At 58.4% G+C, this 22263-nt stretch carries 19 protein-coding genes; all 19 read right to left on the bottom strand.

Features of this window, described 5'->3' with window-relative positions:
- Positions 1 to 51: 51 nt before the first annotated feature.
- On the bottom strand, positions 52 to 1185 hold the full coding sequence (locus HFD94_RS03760) for a M20 aminoacylase family protein (RefSeq protein WP_167432764.1): 1134 nt from the start codon (positions 1183 to 1185) through the stop codon (positions 52 to 54).
- A gap of 1 nt (position 1186) precedes the next feature.
- Positions 1187 to 2113, bottom strand: coding sequence for a glyoxylate/hydroxypyruvate reductase A (locus HFD94_RS03755; RefSeq protein WP_033767686.1), 927 nt, complete (start codon positions 2111 to 2113; stop codon positions 1187 to 1189).
- Positions 2113 to 2955: a GNAT family N-acetyltransferase gene (locus HFD94_RS03750; protein ID WP_033767688.1), complete on the bottom strand. Its 843-nt coding sequence runs from the start codon at positions 2953 to 2955 to the stop codon at positions 2113 to 2115. Before HFD94_RS03750 ends, HFD94_RS03755 begins: the two co-directional genes overlap by 1 nt.
- Positions 2956 to 2966: 11 nt before the next feature.
- Positions 2967 to 4298: an FAD-binding oxidoreductase gene (locus HFD94_RS03745; protein ID WP_010670909.1), complete on the bottom strand. Its 1332-nt coding sequence runs from the start codon at positions 4296 to 4298 to the stop codon at positions 2967 to 2969.
- A 135-nt stretch (positions 4299 to 4433) separates the two neighbouring features.
- Positions 4434 to 6098 (bottom strand): ABC transporter ATP-binding protein, encoded by a 1665-nt coding sequence (locus HFD94_RS03740; RefSeq protein ID WP_167432763.1) that lies wholly within the window; start codon positions 6096 to 6098, stop codon positions 4434 to 4436.
- The gene (locus tag HFD94_RS03735) at positions 6095 to 6946 is read right to left on the bottom strand and encodes an ABC transporter permease (protein WP_167432762.1); all 852 of its coding nucleotides are present in this window, start codon (positions 6944 to 6946) and stop codon (positions 6095 to 6097) included. Before HFD94_RS03735 ends, HFD94_RS03740 begins: the two co-directional genes overlap by 4 nt.
- Positions 6943 to 7899 (bottom strand): ABC transporter permease, encoded by a 957-nt coding sequence (locus HFD94_RS03730; RefSeq protein WP_010247875.1) that lies wholly within the window; start codon positions 7897 to 7899, stop codon positions 6943 to 6945. Before HFD94_RS03730 ends, HFD94_RS03735 begins: the two co-directional genes overlap by 4 nt.
- 27 nt (positions 7900 to 7926) lie before the next feature.
- Positions 7927 to 9534: an ABC transporter substrate-binding protein gene (locus HFD94_RS03725; protein WP_033758289.1), complete on the bottom strand. Its 1608-nt coding sequence runs from the start codon at positions 9532 to 9534 to the stop codon at positions 7927 to 7929.
- A gap of 82 nt (positions 9535 to 9616) precedes the next feature.
- Positions 9617 to 10894 carry an FAD-binding oxidoreductase gene (locus HFD94_RS03720; protein WP_010247879.1) on the bottom strand — a complete coding sequence of 426 codons (1278 nt, stop codon included), beginning with the start codon at positions 10892 to 10894 and terminating at the stop codon, positions 9617 to 9619.
- Positions 10895 to 10904: 10 nt separating this feature from the next.
- Positions 10905 to 11573, bottom strand: coding sequence for a haloacid dehalogenase type II (locus HFD94_RS03715; protein ID WP_031591248.1), 669 nt, complete (start codon positions 11571 to 11573; stop codon positions 10905 to 10907).
- 28 nt (positions 11574 to 11601) lie between these two features.
- Complete coding sequence (locus tag HFD94_RS03710; RefSeq protein ID WP_167432761.1) at positions 11602 to 13071, bottom strand: aldehyde dehydrogenase; 1470 nt, start codon at positions 13069 to 13071, stop codon at positions 11602 to 11604.
- 443 nt (positions 13072 to 13514) lie between these two features.
- Positions 13515 to 14972, bottom strand: coding sequence for an NAD-dependent succinate-semialdehyde dehydrogenase (locus tag HFD94_RS03705; RefSeq protein ID WP_033758293.1), 1458 nt, complete (start codon positions 14970 to 14972; stop codon positions 13515 to 13517).
- 160 nt (positions 14973 to 15132) lie between these two features.
- Entirely contained in the window at positions 15133 to 16092 is a 960-nt protein-coding gene (cbl, locus tag HFD94_RS03700) for an HTH-type transcriptional regulator Cbl (protein WP_010247887.1), read from the bottom strand.
- A 185-nt stretch (positions 16093 to 16277) separates the two neighbouring features.
- Positions 16278 to 16730 carry a hypothetical protein gene (locus HFD94_RS03695; protein WP_010247890.1) on the bottom strand — a complete coding sequence of 151 codons (453 nt, stop codon included), beginning with the start codon at positions 16728 to 16730 and terminating at the stop codon, positions 16278 to 16280.
- Positions 16727 to 17083 carry a tlde1 domain-containing protein gene (locus HFD94_RS03690; protein ID WP_010247892.1) on the bottom strand — a complete coding sequence of 119 codons (357 nt, stop codon included), beginning with the start codon at positions 17081 to 17083 and terminating at the stop codon, positions 16727 to 16729. The genes HFD94_RS03695 and HFD94_RS03690 overlap by 4 nt, the downstream gene beginning before the upstream one ends.
- 12 nt (positions 17084 to 17095) lie before the next feature.
- On the bottom strand, positions 17096 to 17587 hold the full coding sequence (tssD, locus tag HFD94_RS03685; RefSeq protein ID WP_122888975.1) for a type VI secretion system tube protein TssD: 492 nt from the start codon (positions 17585 to 17587) through the stop codon (positions 17096 to 17098).
- 752 nt (positions 17588 to 18339) lie between these two features.
- Entirely contained in the window at positions 18340 to 19257 is a 918-nt protein-coding gene (gene nac, locus HFD94_RS03680) for a nitrogen assimilation transcriptional regulator NAC (protein WP_010247899.1), read from the bottom strand.
- Between the two features lie 454 nt (positions 19258 to 19711).
- Positions 19712 to 20737 carry an ABC transporter permease gene (locus HFD94_RS03675; protein WP_170933484.1) on the bottom strand — a complete coding sequence of 342 codons (1026 nt, stop codon included), beginning with the start codon at positions 20735 to 20737 and terminating at the stop codon, positions 19712 to 19714.
- 23 nt (positions 20738 to 20760) lie between these two features.
- Positions 20761 to 22245 (bottom strand): sugar ABC transporter ATP-binding protein, encoded by a 1485-nt coding sequence (locus HFD94_RS03670; RefSeq protein WP_122888724.1) that lies wholly within the window; start codon positions 22243 to 22245, stop codon positions 20761 to 20763.
- Positions 22246 to 22263 lie beyond the last annotated feature (18 nt).

The raw sequence follows: 22263 nt of genomic DNA, 5'->3' as shown, positions 1-22263 counted from the left end.
GCTGCCGTAATTCCTCAGACAGCGGCATTTCCTGTCAAAATCCTGCGGCATTCAGCAGGGAAATTTCTCTGCCAGCGCCTGACGAATCAGCGTGACAAAAACGTTAACGCCATGCGGGATCAGCGCATCGTTGAAGTCGTAAGCGGCATGATGCAGCGGCTTGCAGGGTGCCGACCCCAGCCACAGATAGGCACCGGGCCGCGCCTGCAACATAAAAGCAAAATCTTCTGAGGTAAGTGCGGGCTGGGGCGCGGCCTCAGCCTTAATGCCCGCCTGCGTCAGCGCCTGCAGGCAAAACTGCGCTTCAGCATTACTGTTCAGGGTCGCCGGGTAGTAGCGCAGATAGCTGACCTCTGCGTGCAAACCGTGGGCGGCGGTGATGTGCTCCGCCATCTGACGCAGTCGTGCTTCAATCGTCGCCTGCGCTGCCGGGCTGAAAGTGCGCACCGTGCCGGTGATGTTCGCCTCCGCCGGGATCATGTTGTGCGAAAAGCCGCCCTGCATCCGGGTGACGGTGAGCAGCGCCGTTTTGCACGGATCCAGGGCGCGTGAGACCAGAGTATTCAGCTGCACCACCAGCTCGCTGGTCGCCAGCAGAGTATCGCGCGTCAGATGCGGCTGCGCGGCATGACCGCCTCCGCCCAGTACCCGGATATCAAAACGGTCAGCCGCTGCCATGATCGCGCCAGGGCGGGTCTGTACCTGGCCGAGCGGCAGTTCCGGCCAGTTGTGGATGGCGTAGACCGCCTCGCAGGGAAAGCGGCTGAACAGGCCATCGTCAATCATCGCCTTTGCGCCCGCCAGCCCCTCTTCGGCGGGCTGGAAGATAAAGCAGACGCTGCCATCAAAGCTGACGTCGCGCGCCAGTTTTTCTGCGGCTCCCAGCAGCATCACGGTGTGACCATCGTGGCCGCAGGCGTGGCTCACCTGCTCCGCGCGGCTTTGCCAGTCGGTGCCGCTCTGATCCTGCATCGGCAGCGCATCCATATCAGCCCGCAGGCCAATCATGCATTCACTGCTGCCCTTTTTCAGTATCCCGACCACGCCGGTTTTACCGATGCCGCGATGCACCTCAATGCCCAGCTGTTGCAGAAAGTTCGCCACGATGTCGCTGGTGCGCTGCTCCTGAAAGCCCAGTTCCGGGTGCGCATGCAGGTCGCGGCGCAATGCCACCAGATGTTCCATCTTAATATCCTCGCGAACGATCAATCTCACCGTGCAGCGGCTCGCCACGCTGATGGCGCCGCAGGTTTTCCAGCAGTGCCGCAATGGCGCTCTCATTCTGCGTCTGGCTGGCGATGTGGGGTGTGAGCCAGATGGCGGGATGGTGCCAGAAGGGATGACCCGCCGGTAACGGCTCCGGGTCGGTCACATCGATCACGGCGGCACGGAGCTGACCGCTCTCCAGCGCCTGCAGCAGATCGTCCTGATTCAGCTGGGGGCCGCGCCCGGCCTGCACCAGCGCCGCACCCTGTGGTAGCTGATTAAACAGGGTTCGGTTAAGCAAACCCTGTGTGGTGTCAGTCAGCGGCAGCAGGCAGACCAGAATCTCGCTGTGCGCCAGAAACGCCCCGAGCTGATCGTCACCGTGCCAGCAGCGGACGCCGGGAATCTGGCGCGGTGTGCGGCTCCAGCCAGCGCAGTCAAAGCCCAGCGCCACCAGCTGTTGCAATGCGGCCTGGCCCAGTTCGCCCAGCCCCATGACGCCTACCCGACGCTGCGCGGCAGGTAATACCGCGTGTGTCAGCCACTGCTGCTGGCGTTGCTGATGAAAATAGCGCGGCATGTCGCGATGCAGGCCGAGTACCGCGAAGGTGACATACTCCACCATGCCCTGGGTCAGGCCTGGCTCGATCATCCTGATCACCGGCAGGTCGGGCGGCAGCGCGCCAAGGTCAAACTGATCGGCCCCGGCACCCACGGAGAACAGCAGTTTCAGCCGGGGGAAGAGCGCGGTGATGTCAGCCGGTGGCTGCCAGGCAACCAGCGCCTCAACCTGCTCTGGCTCGCCGGTCTCAGGCCAGATATGCAGCTGAATGTCAGGCGCATGCGCTGCCAGCCAGCGCTGCCAGATCCGGCCACGTTCCGGCTCCGATTTATAGACGATATGCATCAGGCCATCGCCTGCGTCATCAGTCCAAACGCCTGCATACCCTGCGGTGTCCAGGGCGTGCCGCGCACCATAGTCGTAGGCGCATCGACCTGAGGGATACCGAGGCTCTGTAGCCAGGCGGCCATCGGCAGCGCGGCATCGGTGTCGATGCGCAGGAATTCCCCCTGCAGCGACTGCATCAGCGTGGCGACCAGCGCCTGCGCGACTGAAAAATCTGCCGCGATCACCGGGCCAATCGCCCAGCCGTGACCAAAGCGGCGCAGGCTGGCGAAGCCCTGAATTTGCTGTTGGTCATCCTGCAACAGCACCGTCTGGCAGTCGCGCAGCAGGTGGTCGAACAGTGCCGGACGATGCATACCGTGCGCCTGCTGATCCAGCGTCACCAGTGTGGCGTGATCGGCCAGTGTTGCCGGACGCAGCTGCAGTCCCGCCGGGATCACGACGTCTGGAATGGTGGTCACTGCGCGGGTCTGGTGCTGGCGAATCTCACCGCAACTGACAAACCCGAGTTTTTCATACAAACCTTTGCCCATTTCGGTGGCGTGCAGACGCACATTACAGTCGGGTAATTTTTCCAGTTGCGCCAGCATCAGCTGTTTGCCCAGGCCACGCCCCTGCTGCTGGTTATCGACGATCACCAGCCCCAGCGTGGCGGCGCGCTCGCCCCAGCGCCAGAGCACCGCGCTCGCAATCAGCTTGCCCTGCTCTTCAATCACCGTGCCCTCGCCCAGCTGCAGCGCCAGCGCCCAGTCTTCACGTCGGTGGGGCCATTTCAGTGCCTGCGTTAAGGTGAAACAGGGGTCGATATCGTCCGGCGTCATTGCGCGTATTTTCAGGCTCATTGCAGGTCTCCTTACATCATTCCTGGCGTTTCAAGTCCGCTGCCGTCAACCAGACGGCTGTAGCGATAAGGGGTGGGATCAACGACTGGCGTGGCTTCGGTCGCCAGATCGGCTGCCAGTCGTCCGGCACCCGGTCCGATACCGAAGCCGTGGGCGCTGTAGCCCGCCGAGAGCACCAGCCCCGGCAGTTTCGCCACGGTGGAGATCACCGGAATCGCATCCGGGGTGCTGTCAATCATGCCGCCCCACGACTGCGCCAGCCGCAGGTTCGCCAGCGCCGGGTATTCACGCCGCATCGCCGCCAGTCCCTCTTCCACGATCGTTGCATCGGCTGCCGGATCGAGAATGCGCATGCGCTCAAACGGCGACTCGCGGTCAAATGCCCAGCCACCCATCGCTTCAGGGCCATTGAAGAACGGCGAAAGGCCAAGATTCAGGGTGAGATTCTTGCGGCGGCTTTTAAACGTCGGGTAGAACTGGCGGGCATAGCGCAGCCCCTGCGCGCCCGGCTCCAGCCGACCACGACCCGAGACGGATACGGTGTAGCTGCCGTCCATCTGTGGCCGACAGGCAAAGCCAGGTGTGTAGAGTGGCATGGCAATCGCCTGCTCAATGGGCTGCGTGCGGAAGGCGGTGCCAATCACGTTGCCCAGCGGCAGATCGATACCATGACGACGGCAGAACATGGAGGTCCAGGCCCCGGCGGCACAGATCACCCGGCTGGTTTTGATCAGGCCGCGCTCGGTCCAGACGCCGCTGACCCGACCGGCGGCGATATCCAGCCCGCGCACCGCGCATTGTTGAAACAGCAGCGCCCCTTTTTTCAGCGCGCCCGCCACCAGCCCCGGTGCGGCCAGCCGTGGTTCGGCGTGACCGTCGGTTGGCGCTGAGAGACCGCCCCGCCAGTTTGTGGTGCTGCCGGGCGTCATCGCTTTAGCCTGCTCCGCTGTGAGAATCGAACTGCGCACGCCATAGCCTTTTGCCATCTGGATCCACTTATCCCAGGCCGCGATGTCCGACTCTTCCTGCGTGGCGTAAACCAGCCCGCTGCGGCGGAAACCCAGCTCCTCGCCGGTTTCATCGTTAAGCTCACCCCAGCGTTGCAGCGCATAAATAATCAGCGGCAATTCACGCTCATCACGGTTCTGCTGGCGACACCAGCCCCAGTTACGGCTCGACTGCTCCGCCCCTACCAGGCCTTTTTCGATTAGCACGACCTTCAGTCCCTGCTTCGCCAGCTCCCAGGTGGCGGCGGCTCCGGCGATACCGGCGCCAATCACCACTACATCGGCGGAATCGGGAAAATTCGCACTGTCCTGTACATAACGAATCGGTGCAGGCATAACAAGACTACCTCTGTTGTCAGTATCTGGTCTGGCACAGGGCGATATCGCCGCGGTGCCTTGACCCGTGCCGCCCGCGCATTACATCAGTGCTGTGCAGGCGGATTAATCAGGGTGCCCGTTGCTTCAGGCAACTCACTCTGCTTTTAAAATCTCTTCATGCTCATCCAGCCAGCCCTGACGCAGCTCCGGCACCGCGCGTTTCAGCCGCTCGAAATACAATTCGCTGGTCGGCTTGTCGTAGTCGCTGCGCGCCAGCTGGGTGACGATGCGACCGCTCTTCATCACCACGATTTCATCACACACCGCGCGTACCGCATGCATGTCATGGCTGATGAAGATCACCGAGAGTCCCAGTTCGCGGCGCAGTTCGCTGATTAAGTCGAGGACGGCAGCGGCAACCACTGTATCCAGCGCCGAGGTCACTTCATCACACAGAATCAGATCCGGCTCAGCCGCCAGCGCGCGCGCCAGATTGACGCGCTGCTTCTGCCCGCCGGAGAGCGCCCAGGGACGCCGCCACAGCACGCTGCGCGGAAGCTGCACCAGATCCAGCAGTTGATAAAGCCGCTGCTGTCGGGCCGCACCGCTCAGACCGTGAAACAGCGTCAGCGGACGTGACAGGATGCGTTCAACGCTGTGGGCCGGGTTCAGCGCGGTGTCTGCCATCTGGAATACATACTGAATGCGGCGCAGCTCGTTGTCAGGCCGTTTTTGCATATCGCCCGCGATGTAGTGGCCGTTGAACAGAATATGGCCGTGGCTTGGAGCGTTGAGTCCGGCAATAGCGTGCGCCAGGGTGGTTTTACCTGAGCCTGACTCACCAATGATGCCAATCGCCTGCCCTTTCCACAGCCTGAGGTTGATATCCTCCAGAATGCGTATTTTCGGGTAGCCATCGCTGCCGCGCGGGCCATAACCTGCGCTGAGGTCGCGCACCTCAAGCAGCGGCTGAATATCGGCGGCAACCGGGCACCAGTTGCTGGGCCGCTCTTTCTGCCGCGCCGCCTCCATCAGTAAACGGGTGTACTCCGCCTGCGGCGCGCCGATCAGATGCGCGGTGCTGCCATACTCCGCCATTTTGCCGCGCAGCAGCACCAGTATCCGGTCTGCCATCTGCGCCACCACGGCTAAATCGTGACTGACGTAAATTGCCGTGACGCCGCGCTGCACCACCACGCGGCGAAACGCCTTCAGCACTTCCACCTGCGTGGTCACATCCAGCGCGGTAGTAGGTTCATCAAGGATTACCACGTCAGGATCGCCAATCAGCGCCATCGCCGTCATCAGACGCTGTAACTGACCGCCCGACACCTGGTGCGGGAAGCGGTCGCCAATGGTCTCGGGGTTGGGCAGCGCCAGTTCGCGGAACAGCTCAATCGCTTTGGCTTTTGCCGCTTTGCGGGTCAGGGTGCCGTGGATAACCACCGGCTCAATCACCTGGTCGAGGATCTTCATGCCCGGATTAAACGACGCTGCCGCGCTCTGGGCGATATAGGCGACTTTGTTGCCACGGAAAGCGCGCAACTGCCCCGGCGTCAGGCTGTTAACGTCGGTGCCGGCAACGTGAATGTTGCCTTCGGCGATGCGGCAGCCGCTGCGGGCGTAACCCATCAGCGCCATCGCGATAGTGGTTTTACCTGAGCCGGATTCGCCAATCAGCGCCAGCACTTCGCCCTTCTGCACGGTAAAGTGAATGTCGGAAACCAGGTCGATCTCTTCGCCGCGATCGGTCTGCGCAGTGACGCGCAGTTTATCTACCGAAATCACCGGCATGGCGGTATGTGGTGTCACGTTCATGCTCCCTCCTTCGCCAGCGTCATCGGACGCATCGCCTGCAGGCTGTCAATAAACAGGTTGGCACCAATGGTCAGGCTGGCAATCGCCAGCGCGGGCATCAGCACCGCAGGCGAGCCGTCAAACAGCCCCTGCATATTTTCACGCACCAGCGTGCCCCAGTCGGCGTAGGGCGGCTGAACACCCAGACCGAGGAAGCTCAGGCCGCTCAGCAGCAGCACGATGTAGACAAAGCGCAGACCAAAATCAGTCAGCATCGGGTGCACCATGTTGGGCAGGATATCGTGAATGGCGATATACCAGCGGCTTTCGCCCCGCAGCCGTGACGCCCGGACGTAGTCCATGCTGCGCAGCGAGCTGGCCATGGCAAACGCGATACGAAATGCGCCCGGCCAGTAGGTGAAGACCGCCGTGAGGATCAGCATCGGCAGTGAGGAGCCAAATACCGCGACTATCATCAGCGACAGCACTTTGCCCGGCAGTACCAGCAGCGCGTCGTTGACGCGGCCCAGTACCTCCTCCAGCCAGCGCCCCGCCACCGCTGCCAGCAGCGCCAGCAGCGTGCCGATCAGGCTGGCCAGCAGCGCCGCACTCAGCGCCAGACCGATAGAGAACTTCGCGCCATAGAGAATGCGGCTCAGCATGTCGCGCCCAAGGTAGTCGGTGCCCAGCAGGTTATCGGACGTCAGGCCGCCCATCAGCGGGCCGCCGCCGATGTCATCAATGCTGTGCGGGGCCAGCGGGGTGCCGAATATTGCCATCAGCAGCCAGAACAGCGACATTATCAGACCCAGCCGTCCCGACCAGGAGAGCGACTGTAAGAAACGCCAGGGCAACGAGAGAATATTCATGCGCTTCTCCATTTCGGGTTAAAGGCGATAGTCAGAATGTCTGCCGCCAGCAGCAGGACCAGATAGCAGGCGGCGAACAGCATCACGCAGAGCTGCACCACCGGCAGGTCGCGGTTACTGACCGCATCCACCAGCTGGCTGGCGAGACCGGGATAGCTGAAGATAGTTTCGATGATGATCACCCCGCCAAACAGATAGGAGAGGCTGAGTGAAATGGCATTGGCGATGGGGCCGACCGCGTTAGGCAGTGCGTGACGCAGCACCGCTCTCAGCGGTGAAACCCCTTTCAGCAGCGCCATCTCCAGATAAGGACTGTCGAGCTGGTTGATAATGGCTGCCCGCGTCATACGTGCCATCTGCGCCACCAGCACGCAGCAGAGGGTCAGCACCGGCAGCGCATAGGCTTTGAGGTAACTCAGCAGGTCGCTATCCGGGCTGCCGAACGACATCGCCGAGACCCAGTGCAGCTTGACGGCGAAAATCAGTACCGCCACCGTCGCCACCAGAAACTCCGGCACGGCAACCGTCGCCATGGTGCCGATGACCAGCGCCCGATCGAGTCGGGAACCGCGATTCATCGCCGCAATAATGCCGATAATCAGCGCCAGCGGCACGCAGATCAGCGTGGTGATACCCGCCAGTTCAAAGGTGGCGGGAATGCGCTGCGCCACCAGCTGCGAGACCGGCAAATGGCTGGCAAACGAGGTGCCAAAGTCGCCCTGCACCATGCCTGTCAGCCAGTGGAAGTAGCGCATCAGCAAAGGCTGATCGAGACCCAGCTGCTGCCGTAACGCCGCCACCGTTTCCGGCGTGGCGTTCTGGCCGAGGATCATCTGCGCTGCGTCGCCCGGCAGCAGGCTGGTGATGAAAAACACCACCGCCGAGACGATAAGCAAAGTCAGGATGCCGGCACCAATTCGCCGGGCAATCAGGAACAGCATGTATCGGTTCATCGGCGTACTCCTTCCTCAAATAACGTATCAGGCGCTCAGCCACGCAAATTCATGGAAGCGATAGCCCATCATCATGCCTGACGGCCAGGCCTCCACCCCTTTGACCTTTTTGTTATAACCATCCGTGGAGCTGATAAAGGTCGGGATAAGGGTGCCGCAGTGGTCATAAATCAGCGTCTGCATATCGCCATACATCTGCTTGCGTTTCGCCTGATCGCGCTCACCGCGTGCCGCGACCACCAGTTGATCAAACTGAGGATTTTTCCAGCCCGATTCGTTATTCGGTGCGGTAGAGAGATAGAACTGTGAGAAGAGCATGTCGAGCGTCGGACGCGGATTTATCGAGCCATATCCCACCGGATCTTTCATCCAGTGCGAAGACCAGTAACCGTCATACGGCACACGTCGCACTTTGATGTTCAGCCCTGCCCCGCGCGCCATCTGCTGGATCATCTGACCGCCTTCATTTGCCCCTTCGATATTCGGCGTGGTGATAATCTCCACCGTGGAGCCGGCCATGCCCGCTTTTTTGATGTGGAACTTCGCTTTTTCAATGTCCAGCGCACGCGGTTTGAGATCGGCGTTATAGAGCGGATGCCACGGCGGCACCGGGGTGTCATTACTGACGTCGCCGTAACCCTGCAGCACCGTTTTCACCAGCATTTCACGTGGCTGCAGATATTTCATCGCCAGCACGAAATCTTCGTTGTTACCCGGCTTCACATCGGTGCGGATAATCAGGTTGGTGTACATGCCCGATTTACTCTCCAGCACGCCAAATTCGCTGCTGGCTTTGATGCGCTTGCAGTCGGCAGCGGTCAGCGTGGAAACCATCTGCAGATCGCCCGACATCAGGGCATTAACGCGCGCGGCGCCGTCGGTGACGCCGATGAGTTCTACCTCATCCAGATGCGGCAGACCAGGTTTGTAGTAGTTGGGGTTTTTGGTGCCGATGGTGCGCGTACCCGGCATAAATGTTTTGCAGACAAACGGACCGGTGCCGATGCCTTTGCTGAAATCTTTGGTGCCGTCCGGCACGATCAGAAATGGCGGCGTCGCCAGCATATAAGGGACGTCGAAGTTAGCGCTGCTCAGCTCCAGCTGCACCTCGTTATCATTGACCGCGCTGAAGGTTTTGAACTGATCGGCGAGCTTAAAGGCGATAGAGGCGATGGCCGGATCTTTGTGACGGCTGAGCGAGTAAATGACATCTTTGGCGGTCAGCGGTTTGCCATCATGGAAAGTGACCCCCTTACGCAGTTTGATATGCCAGGTAATGCCGTCGCTGGATTCCAGCGATTCGGCCAGCGCCGGTTGCGCCATCAGGTTTTTATCCAGTTCGGTCAGGCCGCTGTAGAACATGAACTGGCGGGTGTAATCCGCACTGTTGTTACTTTTGGCCGGATCAAGTGTATCGGTGGCCGAGGCATTCGACATCGCCGCCCGCAGTTTACCGCCCCTGACCGGCTTGTCATCCGCCAGTGCGGCCCCTGAAAAAGTGATCAGGCCGCTGCTCATCACCGCACCGGCTGAGAGCATTTTCATCAGGCTGCGACGTGACAATGAACCTTCGGTGATCATGCGCGTCAGTGCCGGATTTACCGCATCAGCGTCGTTATTATCAAATTTACTCATCTCTGTACCCTCAATAGTCAGGCGAACCGGGGATCATGTTCTGGCGGTGCTGATGACCTGGCGGTCAGCACCCGACGGGACGTTATGAAAGGCGATCCTTTGCTTTGTAATAGAGTCCTGCGAGCGGTAAAAACCATGGCTTGCCGTGATAACCGGGCAGCGCAGGCCATGTATCGCGCTGCCAGGGATTTTCAGTGCGCTTTTCAGCCAGCAGACTGGCCATGACGCGTCCCATCCACACCGACATCTGGGTGCCGTGACCGCTGTAGCCCAGCGAATAGAAGAGGCCATCCTGTTCACCCGCGTGCGGCAGACGGTCGGCGGTCATGTCAACCATACCGCCCCAGCAGTAATCCACCTGCGACTGGCCAAGCTGTGGCAGCATCTGCGTCATCGCCCGGCGCAGGATCTCACCGCTACGCGAGTCCGACGTCGGGTTGCTGACGGCAAACCGCGCCCGCCCGCCAAACACCAAACGGCGATCGGCCGTGGTACGGAAGTAGTTGCCGATATTCAGTGAGGTGACGTAGGTGCGATCCTTTGGCAGCACCTGGCGCAGCAGCGCCGGGTCGAGCGCCTCCGTCACCACGATAAAGCTGCCGACCGGCACAATGCGGCGCTGAAACCAGGGAAAAGGGCCGACGTTGGAGCAGCCGGTCGCCATCAGCACTTTGTCCGCCAGAATGGTGCCCTGCGCGGTCTCTACCCGATGCTGATAACCCTTCAGGCGTTCTAGCTTCGTCACGGCGTGGTGCGGAAAAATCTTCGCGCCGCTGCGGGCGGCGGCCTCAGCCAGCCCGACGCCGAACTTGCCCATGTGCATCTGACCGCCACGCTTCTGCAGCAGGCCGCCATGAAAGTCATCGCTGGCGATCTCGTCACGCACTGCGGTTTTGTCGAGCAGTTCGATCTCCGGGTCAACGGTGCGCCGCATCAGCTCATACGCTTCCTGCAGCCCGGCCACATGCGACGCTTTGCTGGCGAGCTTGAGTTTGCCGCACAGCCGGAAATCGCAGTCGATCGCTTCATCCTGGATCAGTTGCTGGACATAGCTCACCGCCTCATCAAATGCCCGATAGAAGCGGCTGGCCTGCTCCAGACCCTGGCTCGCCACCAGCGAGGCGAAGTTCTGCGCCACACCGGTGTTGCAGTGGCCGCCGTTGCGCGCCGAGGCCTGACTCATCACGTCGCCACTCTCCAGCAGCACAACGCTGATGCCGCTGCGCGCCAGGTTCAGGGCCGCCGAGATGCCGGTGAAGCCACCGCCAATCACCACCACGTCCGCCTGTGCGGGCAGCGGTTCGCGTGCGGCACCGGTAAAGGCCGGAGCGGTGGCCTGCCAGAACGATTCCAGTTTCATGGGGTGTTCCTCAGAGTCCGACGACGCCAGGCAGGCCGCCGATATCGTTGATTTCGGTGTACTGGTAATAAGGATTCGCCGGTTCATGACCGCGATTAACCCAGACTTTGTTTTTGATGCCGAGATCGTGGGCAGTCATCAGGTCATAGCGAAAGCTGGAGGAGACGTGCAGGATCTCCTCCGGGCCGCAGCCGAGCTTATCCAGCATGTACTCGAAGCCCTTCATCTGTGGTTTGTAGGCTCCCGTCTCTTCTGCCGTGATAGCCATATAGATTGGTGCGCCCAGACGCGGTTCGTGATGCGGGATCAGGTCTTTCATCGAGTTGGTCAGCAGCACCAGCGGAAACTCCTTAGCCACCTTTGCCAGCCCGGCGGGCACGTCGGGATGCGGACCCCAGCTGGCGCAGTCGGTGTAGATAAAGTCGCTGTCGGCTTTGTCCCAGCGGACGCCCCACTTTTTGCAGGTGCGCTGCAGGGCATTACTCACCACGTCGTAGTAGGGTTTCCACGCGCCGAGCACCTCATCCAGCCGGTAGCTGGAAAAGTCGGTGGTAAAGGCGAGCATTGCGTCCGGGTCGACGCGGTCGCTGAAACAGCGCTGCGCGGCACCCGCCATATCGAAGCGAATCAGCGTGCCGTAACAGTCAAACGTGATGAATTTCGGTTTAAACAGTGCCATGTAACACCCTCGTCATTGTCAGTTGCGCTTAGAAATCGATGAGTACACTCTTCTGGCGCTGGCAGGCCTGAAACGCCTGGCGGCCTAAATCTTTACCAATGCCGGAGCCGAGAAAGCCACCGGTCGGAATGATGAAGTCGCCGGAGCGGCCATAGCGGTTGATCCAGACGGTGCCCGCGTCGATGGCGCGCATTGCCCGCAGCGCGCGCGGCAGACTCAGGGTGTGAACACCGGCGCAGAGGCCATAGGTGTCATGGGCGGCCATCGCCAGTCCCTGCTCTTCATCATCAAACGTCTGCACCGTCAGCACCGGACCAAAAATCTCCTGCTGGACCGCCGGGTTATCCTGCGCCACGTGACTCAGCAGCGTGGGCTGCCAGAACCAGCCGTCGTCGGTGTCGGCAAAACGCTCACCGCCCACCAGCACTTCTGCGCCCTGCGCTTTTGCCGCCTCAATAACCGAGCAGACTTTGTTGCCCTGTCGTTCGTCGATCAGCGGCGCGTAGCGGCTGCCCTCCTGCCAGGTGACACCCGGTTTAACCTCCCGGCAGAGCTGAGCCAGCCGCTCCACCAGCGGATCGGCAATGTTGCGCTGCACAATAAGACGGGTGCCCGCCACGCAGGCCTGACCGCCGTTGGCGGTGAAGCCGCGCAGAATACGCTGGGCCAGCACCTCAAGGTCACCCGCGTCATCAAACACCAGTTGCGGACTTTTGCCGCCCAGTTCCAGCGTCACCGGCTTCATGCCGTGCTGCGCGGCATCGCTCATAATGCGTTGACCGGTCAGCGTCGAGCCGGTAAACGAGACTTTGCGCACCAGCGGATGTTTTACCAGCGCGCTGCCGGTCACCGCGCCACTGCCCTGTACAATGTTCAGCACGCCGGCCGGCAAGCCAGCCTGAATGGCCAGTTCGGCCATGCGCACGGTAGAAAACGGGGTCAGTTCAGAGGGTTTAAGCACCACCGCATTGCCCGCCGCCAGCGCCGGTCCGCATTTCCACGACGCCATCGACAGCGGGAAATTCCACGGGGTAATCGCGGCGATAACGCCATAAGGTTCGGCAATCAGCATGCCCAGGCTGCTGTCGCGGGTGGGAAAGAGATCCCCGCTGTATTTGTCAGCGCATTCGGCATAGAAGTGAATCGCTTCGGCGGTAAAAGGAATTTCGTGCAGCACCACGTCATTGATCGGCCGGGTGGAGCCCAGCGCTTCCAGCTGTGCCAGCAGCGCGTCCTGCTCAATCAGATCGGCCCAGCGGCGCAGTATCCGTCCGCGTTCGCGCGGCGGACAACCGGACCAGCCGCTGCTTTTCAGCGCCTGATGCGCCACAGTAACGGCACGATCGACATCCTGCGGCGTGGCGTCCTGCAGCGTGGCATAGACCCTGCCATCGGAGGGACGTTTAACCTCAAAGGATGCGCCCTGGCTCTGACAGTGCTGGCCGCCAATATAATGGCCAGCTGGAAGAGAAACTTTTTCCGGGTCGAAACTTAACATGGAAGAATTCCTTATTTGTTACACCCATCAGTTGCTGGTTTATTAGCGTTTAAAACTGCCGGTTTCTGCGCTGTTAATAAGCTAATGCAGAAAGTATGCCAGCCGGGCAAAAAATAAAAATGCGTTTAAAACAGTGCAAAAAAATTTTCTGCCGTATTGGCGGGGGATTTTTTGCGGAATTGCCGAACAATTAAACAGATGATTTACTTCACAAAATTTATGCGCCCTGCTGGTGCAACCTGCACGGAAATTGCACCAAAGCGGATATTTCGGGTCAGGCGGCTCAATCCGGTTCACATGATCCGCCGATTTAACGACCCGCTTCACATCCCTGATAAATTCTTTAATTTTTCAGAACAATTATTTGACGCCGGTAAGTTTTTACGGAGCCTCAGGCAAAAAAAAGCCAGCCGGATTATCCGGCTGGCTTTTTTCATTTTTAGTTACAGACTGCCAATGTGAAATGTTTTCTGTTCCAGATATTCATCAATTCCGTAGCGGGAACCTTCCCGGCCAATACCGGAGAGTTTCACGCCGCCAAACGGCGCGACCTCCAGGGAAATAGCGCCGGTATTAAAGCCGACCATGCCAAACTCCAGCGCCTCCGCTACCCGCCATGCGCGCCGGATGTTCTCGGTAAAGAAATAGGCACCCAGGCCGTAGGGCGTGTCATTTGCCATCGCGATTGCCTCCTCTTCATCATCGAAGATAAACAGCGGCGCGACCGGACCAAACGTCTCTTCATGGGCGATGCGCATGGTGGCGGTGACCTCACCGAGCACCGTGGGCTGCACAAAGGTCCCGTTGCCCTGGCTGATGCCGCCGGTCAGCAGCGTTGCTCCCTGGCTGAGCGCATCATCGATATGACCGTTCACTTTCTCTACCGCGCGGCTATTGATCAAAGGGCCAATAGTGCTGTCGGGCGCAAAACCATCGCCCACTTTCAGAGTGGCGACCGCCTCCAGCAATCGGGCGGTGAAACGCGGATAGATACTTCGCTGCACCAGGATGCGGTTAGCGCAGACGCAGGTCTGCCCGGCGTTGCGGAACTTGCTGAGCATGACCCCCGCGACGGCAATCTCAATATCGGCATCATCAAACACGATCAGCGGCGCGTTGCCACCCAGCTCCAGACTCAGGCGCTTGATGCTGTCGGCGCTCTGTTGCATCAGTAACTGTCCGATGCGGGTTGAACCGGTAAAGGAGATTTTACGTACCGTGCGGCTTTCAGTCAGCGTCGCGCCAATCTCCGTGGGCAGGCCGGTCAGCACCTGCAGCACGCCGGACGGGAAGCCCGCGCGCTCTGCCAGTACCGCCAGTGCCAGCGCGGACAGCGGTGTTAACTCGGAAGGCTTAACAATAATCGGGCATCCGGCGGCCAGCGCGGGCGCCACCTTGCGGGTGATCATCGCAATCGGGAAGTTCCACGGCGTGATCGCGGCGGCAACGCCTACCGGCTGTTTCAGCACCAGGATGCGCCGGTCCTCGCTGGGTGCGGGAATGGTGTCGCCATAGATGCGGCGTGCCTCTTCCGCGAACCATTTCACGAAGCTGGCTCCATAGAGCACTTCGCCTCTGGCTTCCGCCAGCGGTTTGCCCTGCTCGGCGGTCATGATAATCGCCAGGTCGTCAGCGTGTTCAATAATCAGTTGATGCCACTTTTCCAGCAGCGCGGCACGGCTGGCATTGGTAGTTTTGCCCCAGCTGATGCGCACAGTTTCCGCATAAGCTATCGCCTGCCCGGTTTCTGCCCGACCCAGTGCCGGAATCGTCGCCAGGGTTTCGCCCGTGGCGGGATCGGTAACCGGCAGCGTGGCGCCCTGATGCGCATCCTGCCAGCGTCCATTAAACAGCGCCTGCTGGCGCAGCAGATCGCTATCGTTAAGTTGTAGTCGCGACATATCATCCCCTTGTGGTCAGCTGATTCCACTTTATCGCGCCGGGTCAGCGCAGGATGTTGTTGTGCGGGGTGAGAAAGGTCGATAGGGGAGATTTTCGCAATGATTTGAAATTTTATGCCGTGCGGAAACAGGCGCGCATCCGGGTGGATGCGCCGTGTGCTTAAATCTGGAAGTCGATAACCGGTTCGTCGTCATTGCTGTAGGAGAGCGCCTGACGCTTGATCTCTTCCAGCGACAGGTTGGCGTTGCAGAGTTCCAGGAACTGCCAGACGTAGTTGCGTTGCAGCTGGCCGCGCTTGAGGCCGAGCCATACGGTGCTGGCATCGAACAGATGCGTGGCATCGAGGCGCACCAGCTCTTCACTCTCTTCAGTTTCACACGCCTGATCGGCCAGTATCCCCACGCCTAAACCGAGTTTGACGTAGGTTTTCACCACATCGGAGTCCTGAGCGCTGAGCACGATATCTGGTTTTAAACCGGCCGTCTGGAATGCACGGTCAACCCGCGAACGTCCGGTGATACCCTGCCGGTAGGTGATCAGCGGATAGCGGCTGAGCGTGCTCAGTGAAACCGGCTGGTTCTGCACCAGTTCATGTCCTTTCGGCACCAGTAAGGCGTGATGCCAGCTGAACCAGGGGAACGCCGCCAGGCTGCTGTTGTTGACCAGTAATTCACTGGCGATGCCAATGTCCGCCTCACCCGCCAGCAGCATGGTGACAATTTCCTGCGGCGAACCCTGATTGAGTTCAAGCCGGACGTTAGGATAGAGCTGACGAAACGCTTTGATGACTTTCGGCAGGCTGTAGCGCGCCTGAGTATGGGTAGTGGCTATGGTCAGGATGCCGCTGGTTTCATTGGTAAAGACATCGGCCAGACGTCGCACTTTGCCCGCTTCATCCAGGATACGCTCAGCGATGGTCAGCAGCGCTTTGCCCGGCTCGGTCATCCCCAGCAGGCGCTTGCCGCGACGAATAAAGATCTCAACCCCGAGTTCATCTTCCAGGTCGCGGATGTGCCGACTTACTCCCGACTGGGAGGTAAACAGCGTGTTAGCGACTTCCGTTAAGTTAAACTCACAGCGGGCCGCCTCGCGGATGATTTTAAGCTGCTGGAAATTCACGGTATTTACCTCCCTTTACATAATCTGATTATCTGATGGTAAGAACTATTATTGATAACCGGAAATACTAAAAAATTCGCATTTATGACTTTAGGGAATAACGGGGTGGGTTTTGGGGGTACAGAGAGGTTTGAGATGGGCGGCCGGACTTCAGAATTTGACTGAAACCCGGTCTGGGGGAGAGGCTATTTTACAGAAGGCGATAGATTACGCATTCTGGCGCTCTCTGCTTTCATCTCTTCATAGCTTGCTTCCAGGATCCACAGACAGGTCGCACCCTGGTCAGTTGCCAGTAGCGCCAGACGGGTTTGTTGATAAAAATCCTCTATAAAGGCTGTAGGTTGCTCAGCCGGAACGCTGCAGACAATGTCTGTACCTGCCATATGGGGCCAGGATCTGGCGTCAATAACCCGGAGCGTCTCCAGCACGTCCGGGGTATTCTTTGCTAACGCCGAGGCAAGGGCATCCTCCATCCGGGTTGCCTGCTGAACATCAGCCGTAGCTGCCAGTTGGGGCACTTTTGCAAGCCAGGCTTGCTCTCCTGACGCGATGCCCTTCAGCGAATTTTCCCAGTCGGATGTATTCGCTCCAGCCCAGACCGCGAAGGGCAGAAGGCCAATCAATATCAGATATTTCATCGGACCACCTCCAGCGTCCCGCCTTCACGCAGCACGCGTCGCCGGGTTGCAAGTGACATAATGATGCAGCCTTCTGAGGCGAAGCCCGCTGGCTTATTGACCCTTTCGCCATGAATGCGAAATGCCGAACGGCCAAAAGACTCTCCGGAAGTCTGCACCAGAATAATGGTCAGGGGTCCTTTTGATGTGGAGTGCCCTGCAATTCTGTACGTTCCCTGAGGAAGGGGCCCCATCCCTCTTACATGCTGGCGATCGGGATTATTTTTGTTAGTCAGACTACCTGAGTAGCCGGCCTCAATAAATTCACTGTTGTGGTATAAGTGACCCGTGCTTTGCTCATATGTCCATGTCATCGTTATATTCCTTTATGCTGTCACTCGATCATTCCAGCTGTCCGAGTGGACGATATTTCCGTCTGCATATCGCCAGGTAATTTTTTCGTAAATCAGCTCTACAGTTTCCAGATGATCCCGCGCCTCACCATAGCAGGATTTAACGTCATACATCATCGGGCCCACACAGATAACGGTTACGCCTTCCATCAAAGTATTGAAATATTCCACCTCCTGCCCCGCGTCATTTATCCGGTAAAATCTTATTTCCGCTGAGCAAAGCTTTTGACCTGAGGTCACAGCCCGGTAAAGGCAGGGACTGGACTTATCGATCTCTTTATCAAAACTGTAAGAAGCGTGTTCGCGGACAGCGGTTGTTTTACCCGTCACGTTGTCTGTGGAGAGCATGACGCCGTGATTCAGGCCGAGGACTTCAATAGCGCCTTCACGACCTGCCACGTCGACTGATCCGACAATAATGTTGTTACCGTCATCTTTAAGCCAGAGATAAGCTGGAATAGCCATCGTTTTAAACTCCATTTTAAAAAGAGAAAGCCAGCCTGTTTTCTGCTGACAGGCCCACTGCTTTCACAGCCTGATTAAACTATCTTCCGGCAAACATCAGATCAATTTTCATACAGCGTGAAATCAACCTGATTGAAGTTTTATTGTTTCAGATATAGAGATCGCGGAATAACCCGGTATCAGAGAAAAAAAACGTGCCCAAAAGCTATTCAGAATAATTTAAAAGTCGCATCAGCAATTCTTCACGCCAACATGGATTTATCATTCGTGCTATGAAGTTCACATTGCGTCGAAATGGAAAGATAGAACCTCTTCCTGTCCAGCCAGTAAACAGCTCTGTGCAGCAAATAAATACAGAAATTACAGACGAAGGTTTACCAGAGGCGTCCGGAGCGCTGAGGAACTACCGCAGGCAAGGATGAGCCGACAGGACGTCGGCGAAAGGACGGTACGAGCCAGGGATGGCGAGTCCGGACGGTCCGTCGGCCGCAGGGCGTGACGAAGGTACCCCGCACAGCGGGGCGCGCAGGCAGCCGGACGCCGGGATTGTTAAGGGGCGGGCGTCCGCCCCTTGACGCGTCCGCCTGCTCGGGCAACCTGAAACTCTTCATCGCCTGGCGGGCGAACCCCGCTCAGTGCTAACGCGCGGCTAAGTGACCTGAAACTCCCATACGCCTGGCGGGCGTAACCCGCTCAGTGCAGCCCGCTGCAAAGCGAAACCCGCTCAGTGCCAGCCCGCTGCAAGCGCCCTCTTAACTCACTAACATCAACTCCCGCTCCTCACTCAGCGGCTTATTCAGCAGCGACAGCAGAATATTCTTCACTGCCTGCGCTGAAGGTGACAGCGGCAACCGGGCGGAGACGTTCAGTGACAGCGGCAGACTCAATGACGGGCTGTTGATCCGTGACATCCAGGCATCGGTGGAGCCCACCAGCGAACGGGCGGCGGACTCAGGTAATACGGTCACGCCCATGCCGCTGGAAATGGCTGCAGTCAGGGTTGAAATCGATTCGATCTCACCGATGATGCGTGCACTCAGACGACGCAGCGAAAAGGCCTCATCGACCCGCTTGCGTACTGCGCTGTAATCGCGCGGTAAAAACAGACTCATCTGCGCCACATCGGCCAGATCGACGCTGGCTCCCGGGTAATCGGTGGCGCCTACCAGAAACAGATCCTCTTTCATCAGCGGCATGCTGGTGATCCCGGCAGTGGGCGCGCGATCGTACAGCACCGCCATATCCAGCTGACCGTTCATCACTTTCTCATTCAGCACGCTGCCGCTATTTTCGTGCAGGTAAACCAGCACTTCCGGAAATTGATCGCGCACGGTCTGCAACAGCGGCATGGTCAGCGATGAAGCCGCGGTGCCTGGGGCAAGCCCAATCGATACCTGCCCACTCAGCACCTGACCGGCGTTAATTACCGCAGTCTGGGCCTGCTCACACTGGCGCAGAATGGTGCGCGCATGACCATAGAGAATCTTACCCGCCTCAGTTGGCGTAACACCGCGCTTGGTACGAATCAGCAACTGCTGATCCAGTTCATTTTCCAGCGTCGCGACCTGCTGACTGAGTGCAGGCTGGGCGATGTGCAACACTTCTGCTGCCTGCGTCAGACTGCCGATATCGACGATTTTCACAAAGTACTTCAGTCGTCTTAAATTCATCTTGCCTCCGTCACTCACCCCGAATAGCGAAATGGGTCTGATCCCATCGCCCTGATAACAGAGATTTTGCAAGATGCAGGCCAGGTTTAAAAAATTCAGGCCATCAGGCAGACAGATTTTTCCTAACGGCCCGGAAAATAAGCGTTTCTGATTACCTCTTATGGGTTAATAAGCATCAGGAATGGCTGAGAAGAGAGAGTAAAACCGTCAGGCGCACTGTGACAGTGCAGACGCTGCGAGTCAGACGTGCAGAAAAGTGATGACAGGTTGTACAGTTTGAGTGCAGTGGAAACGCATTGCACCTGATGAAGGCTGGCAGGGCCTGAACAGAGGAGTAAAAAACAGGGAGTGAATGTAACCGCTATCAGCAGGATTTCTTATCGCTGACGAATGCCGGGTGATAAAAAGCAACCGTTGCCCTCTCCCGCATCCGGAAGAAGGCAACGCCTGCTGATTAACGTTTTTTGCGGTTACGGTGCATGTCGATAGAGACCGCAGCCACAATAATCATCCCTTTGATGATGTCCTGAATGTACGCATCGACACCAACGAAGGTGAATCCGCTTTTAATCAGGCCAAGGATCACTGCGCCAATTAATGTTCCGGTGATACGGCCCACGCCACCCATCAGGCTGCTGCCACCGATAACGGCTGCGGCAATCGCATCCAGCTCGTACGACATCCCCATGCTCGACTGACCGCTGCTGACGCGCGCCGCCAGTACTACACCCGCCAGGCCAGAGAGCGCGCCTGCAATGGTGTAGACGATAATCAGATACTTATTAACGTTGATACCGGAGACTTTCGCCGAGGTCATGTTGCCGCCGATGGCGTAAACATATTTACCGTAGCGGGTATGCTTCAGGGCGATATGGAACAGCAGCGCCACCACCAGGAAAATCACTACCGGCATGGCACCCTGTCCGATTGAGGTGAAGCCATCGGAAAGGAAGCTGATCGGATTGCCCTGGGTGTAATACTGCGCCAGACCGCGTGCCGACACCATCATGCCCAGCGTGGCAATAAAGGGCGGAATACCGGTGCGGGTGATCAGCACACCATTGACCACACCCGCCAGCAAACCGACGCCGATACCGGCCGCAATAGGGATCACCGCAGGCATATTCACCAGCGACGGATACATTGGCGACAGGCTGTCAGAGGTCTGCGCCAGGCTCGCGGCCACCACCGCCGCCAGGGCGATAACGGACCCGGAGGAGAGATCGATACCGGTGGTGATGATGACCTGGGTCACGCCGACGGCGATAATCCCGATAATCGCCACCTGCAATACAATCAGGATCAGACGGTTGGTGTTGAGCAGGAAAGACTGGTCACGCACGTACCAGCCGAACATTTCAAAAATTAACGCAATCCCCACCATCACCACGAAAATGCCGGTATCTTTCGGCAATTTATGACGCAGGCTGGCAAAAAAAGAGGGTTGCTGCGGGGCTGCCGGGGTGGCAGTAGCTTTCATATTGCTCATAGTGGTCTCGCGCCTCACTCGGATGCCAACGACAGAATGGTTTCCTGATCGGCTTCTTCTTTATCGAGGATGCCGGTTATACGCCCGCCGTGCATGACCATTACCCGGTCGCTCATGCCAAGAATTTCCGGCAGTTCAGAGGAGACCATGATGATAGCCACGCCACGATTGGCAAGTTCACTGATTAAGCGGTAAATCTCCGCTTTCGCCCCGACGTCAATGCCGCGCGTCGGTTCGTCCAGAATCAGAATCTTCGGTTGCGCCAGCAGCCAGCGGGCAATCAGGACTTTCTGCTGATTACCGCCGCTGAGGTTATTGATGATTTGATCCATGGTCGGCGTTTTGATGTTGAGACGACGGATTTGATCCATGCAGTCCTGCGCCATCTTCACATGGCTGACAAATCCGCTTTTGCCGCTGTACTCCGGCATGTTAACGATGCTCATGTTCTCCATCACCGATAGCACCAGAAACAGGCCGGACTTTTTACGGTCTTCGGTGAGGAACGCCATGCCCTTTTCAATCGCGGTTGAGGGTGAGTCGATCGTCACCGGCACGCCATCAATTAAGATCTCGCCGCTATCGAAGCTCTCCATGCCGAACAGGCTCTCCATCACCTCGCTGCGACCCGCACCCACCAGTCCGGCGACGCCGAGGATCTCCCCCCGGCGCACACTGAAACTGACGTCGGTGAAACGATCTTTGCAGGTGAGATTGCGCACCGTCAGCACCTCTTCACCAATTGCGCTGTTGAATTTCGGGAACAGCTGGGTCAGTTCGCGTCCCACCATCTGGGTAATCAGCGACTGGCGGGTATATTTCGACGTCTGATCGCTGGCGATCCAGTTGCCGTCACGGAAGATACTGACTTCATCGGTGATGGTGAAAATTTCATCCATCTTATGGCTGATGTAGATGATCGCTTTGCCCTGCTCTCGCAGGTCACGAATGATGGTAAACAGATGCGCCACTTCGGTTTCTGTCAGCGCGGAGGTGGGCTCATCCATGATCACGATGTCTGAATCCCATGAAACTGCTTTGGCAATCTCAACCATCTGCTGCGACGCGATGCTCAGCTCACCCACCATCCGATCGGCTTTCAGGCGGATATTCAGGCGGTTCAGCAATTCCTGCGTCTTCTGATTAAGTCGGGCGTGATCGACAAAGCCAAATCTCATCGGTTCGCGACCCAGCCAGATATTCTCGGCGACGGTCATGTAAGGCACCAGGTTGAGTTCCTGGTGGATCATTGAAATGCCGGAACGCAACGCGTCCATGGTGTCCTGAAACTGCACCGGCTCCCCTTTAATTTTGATGGTGCCCTGATCGGGACGATACATCCCGATCAGGCACTTCATTAAAGTGGATTTGCCCGCGCCATTTTCGCCCATCAAGGCATGTACCGTTCCCGGACGCACCCGCAACGAGACGTTGTCGAGGGCTTTAACGCCGGGGAAGAACTTGCTGATGCCTTCGGCTTCAAGCGCAAAAGCGTTCATACATCACCTCCGTACAGC

The organism is Pantoea sp. EKM20T (genome assembly GCF_011800485.1).
Lineage (GTDB): Bacteria > Pseudomonadota > Gammaproteobacteria > Enterobacterales > Enterobacteriaceae > Pantoea > Pantoea agglomerans.
This window is presented reverse-complemented; position numbering and strand designations above follow the sequence as displayed.